This window comes from Heliomarina baculiformis (assembly GCF_019966545.1).
Classification (GTDB): domain Bacteria; phylum Pseudomonadota; class Alphaproteobacteria; order Rhodobacterales; family Rhodobacteraceae; genus Heliomarina; species Heliomarina baculiformis.
Genome location: NZ_JAIMIC010000036.1, coordinates 1 through 2,759 on the forward strand (window position 1 = coordinate 1; position 2,759 = coordinate 2,759).

The 2,759-nt window shown below is 62.7% G+C and carries 4 protein-coding genes; all 4 read left to right on the forward strand.

From position 1 onward, the window contains the following. Positions 1-59 precede the first annotated feature (59 nt). Genes tnpA through MF268_RS25140 form a run of 4 tightly spaced genes read left to right on the forward strand, consistent with a single transcriptional unit; the run spans position 60 to position 2,730 of the window. Positions 60-464 (forward strand): IS66-like element accessory protein TnpA, encoded by a 405-nt coding sequence (gene tnpA / locus MF268_RS25125; protein ID WP_238373424.1) that lies wholly within the window; start codon positions 60-62, stop codon positions 462-464. Continuing rightward, positions 461-811, forward strand: a complete 351-nt coding sequence (gene tnpB / locus MF268_RS25130; RefSeq protein WP_238373425.1) for an IS66 family insertion sequence element accessory protein TnpB — start codon at positions 461-463, stop codon at positions 809-811. Before tnpA ends, tnpB begins: the two co-directional genes overlap by 4 nt. 60 nt (positions 812-871) lie before the next feature. Then, entirely contained in the window at positions 872-2,506 is a 1,635-nt protein-coding gene (gene tnpC / locus MF268_RS25135; RefSeq protein ID WP_238373426.1) for an IS66 family transposase, read from the forward strand. A 2-nt stretch (positions 2,507-2,508) separates the two neighbouring features. Further along, a complete protein-coding gene (locus MF268_RS25140) occupies positions 2,509-2,730 on the forward strand; it encodes a hypothetical protein (protein WP_165809141.1) in 222 nt (73 codons plus the stop codon). The last annotated feature ends 29 nt before the right edge of the window (positions 2,731-2,759 follow it).

The following is a 2,759-nucleotide window of genomic DNA, read 5'->3' on the forward strand; positions in this document are numbered from 1 at the left end:
GTAAGCCTCCGGGGGCGGCCGTCTGAACTTGTGTTCGCTCCGATGGTAAGTCCGCCCTTATGTCCGACTTTATCAACCGCCCTCAAATCGAAGTTCTGTCTGCTGCCGATGGTGAACGCCGCCGGTATTGGTCGGATGATGACAAACTGCGCATTGTGGAGGAGAGCTTTATCGGCCACCGTCAGGTGGCAGCCACAGCGCGGCGACACGACATTTGCCGCTCGCTGTTGACGACTTGGCGGCGGCAGTATCGAAACGGTGAGCTTGGGTCCTCTCGTCCAATATCGTTCGCGCCGGTGACCGTGACGAAAGCGCCCGCGCCACAGACCCATTCAGTTGATCCCTGTCCGCCTCCGGACTGTCAGATTGAGATAGCTCTGCCGAACGGGCGGCGGGTCATCGTGCCGGTGGGCGTGGAGCCCGAAGCGCTTGCGCGGATCCTGGCCGTGGTGGACAGACAATGATCGCGTTTCCGGCGGGCGTGAAGGTTTGGATTGCGGGCGGCGTCACCGATATGCGGCGGGGCATGAACACGCTGGCGCTACAGGTGCAGGAGGGGCTCGGCCGCGATCCCCATGCGGGTGAGATATACTGCTTCCGGGGTCGTAAGGGCGATCTGGTCAAGATCCTGTGGCATGACGGCGTGGGCATGTCGCTGTATCTGAAGCGCTTAGAAGCGGGTAAGTTCATCTGGCCGGTGAGCCGGTCTGGCCAGGCGGTGCAGATCTCGGCGGCACAGTTGGGCTATCTTCTGGAGGGTATTGACTGGCGCAATCCACGCTGGACGCAACGCCCTGCAAAGGCTGGATAAATTGCACTGACAGGCCTGTTTTTATTGGTGTTCCGCGGCCCCGGTTGCTAAATATTGGCCATGTCTGACGCCGCCTCCGAACTCGCCAAATTACGCGCTGCCCTGGCCGCTGCCGAGGCCCGTGCGGAGGTTGCGGAAAGCGAGCTGGCACAGACCCGCGCAGTTGTCTCTTGCTCGGAAGCGATGATCCAGGAGCTCAAGCTCGAGATCGCCAAACTGCGCCGAGACAAATACGGCATCTCGTCGGAACGGCGCTCGCGGCTGATCGATCAACTGGAACTGCAGCTTGAAGAACTGGAAACAGCGGCAACCGAGGATGCCCTGGCCGCCGAAGAGGCGGCCGACAAGGCCGCCTCCACGGTGCGCGCCTTCACGCGTCGCCGTCCTGTGCGCAAGCCGTTTCCCGATCACCTGCCGCGCGAGCGGGTTGTCGTTGAGGCACCTGCCACCTGCACCTGCTGTGGCTCGGATCGTCTCGTGAAGATGGGCGAAGATGTCACTGAGACGCTGGAGGTAATCCCACGGCAATGGAAGGTGATCCAGACCGTTCGTGAGAAGTTCACCTGCCGGGCCTGCGAGAAGATCAGCCAGCCGCCAGCCCCGTTCCATGCGATCCCGCGTGGATGGGCCGGGCCCAGCCTGATCGCCATGCTCGTCTTCGAGAAATATGGCCAGCACCAGCCGCTGAACCGGCAGGCCGAGCGGTTCGCCCGTGAAGGCGTCGAGTTGAGCCTGTCGACCCTGGCGGACCTGGTCGGGCACGCGACTGTCGCGCTGCAGCCCCTCCATGCGCTGATCGAGAGCCATGTGCGTGCCGCTCACCGCCTGCATGGCGATGACACGACCGTGCCGCTTCTGGCGCGAGGCGGCGCAAAAAAGGCCCGGCTCTGGACCTATGTCCGTGATGACCGGCCCTGGAATGGTGGCGCACCGCCGGCGGCGGTCTTCCACTTCTCCCGCGACCGTGCGGCAACCAATCCCAATCAGCACCTGGCCGGATGGCAAGGCGTGCTGCAAGCGGATGCCTATGGAGGATACAACGATCTTTATCGCGCCGACCGTGATGCGGGGGCTGTGACCAGTGCGCTGTGCTGGGCTCATGCCCGCCGGAAGTTCTTCGAGCTGGCCGACATCGCGGGCAACGTCCGCAAGGGCAAACCCAGCCATCAAATCTCGCCGGTCGCGCTGGAAGCGGTGAAACGGATCGACGCCATCTTCGACATCGAGCGCGAGATCAATGGGCTGGATGCCGATGCCCGGCTTGCCGCCCGTCAGAAACTCTCCCGTCCCCTGGTTGATAATCTCCATGATTGGCTGCTGGCCGAGCGCGCGAAACTGTCCCGACACAACAAGGCGGCTAAGGCGATCAACTACATGTTCGAGAAAGACGGTCGTTGGCAGGCGTTCACGGCATTCCTCGATGACGGGCGCATCTGCCTGACGAATAATGCGGCCGAACGCGCCCTGCGCGGCGTGGCCTTGGGCAGAAAGTCGTGGCTCTTCGCGGGATCCGAGCGCGGCGGTGAACGCGCCGCCGCCATGTATACCCTCATCGTCACGGCCAAAATGAACGACGTCGACCCACAGGCCTGGCTTGCCGATGTCCTCGCCCGGCTGCCCGACATGCCCGTCTCGCGCATCCATGACCTTCTGCCATGGAACTGGAAGTCGTGGCACCTCGCTGAGGCGGCATGATCATGCAGCTCAACAAGGTGTATTCCGTCAAGACCATCGACCGCGTTGCAGCCGAACTGGGCGAAACCGTCGACCGGATCTTCGATCTCGCCATCGACATGGAAACCGAAGATGGAGTGATCTGGGTCTACGGCCCTGGCGACGACAGCGTCATCGCCTTCACTCCGTTCGGGATTGAAAACCTGCAAGAGTTCATCGAAATGGACCGCGACCGCGCGCGTTGACCTCGCTGTGGCCTACGCCGGATGCTTAC

Coding starts and splice junctions, on each gene's coding strand:
- MF268_RS25140 (WP_165809141.1), top strand. CDS start 2,509: ATGCAGCTCAACAAGGTGTATTCCGTCAAGACCATCGACCGCGTTGCA.
- tnpB (WP_238373425.1), top strand. CDS start 461: ATGATCGCGTTTCCGGCGGGCGTGAAGGTTTGGATTGCGGGCGGCGTC.
- tnpC (WP_238373426.1), top strand. CDS start 872: ATGTCTGACGCCGCCTCCGAACTCGCCAAATTACGCGCTGCCCTGGCC.
- tnpA (WP_238373424.1), top strand. CDS start 60: ATGTCCGACTTTATCAACCGCCCTCAAATCGAAGTTCTGTCTGCTGCC.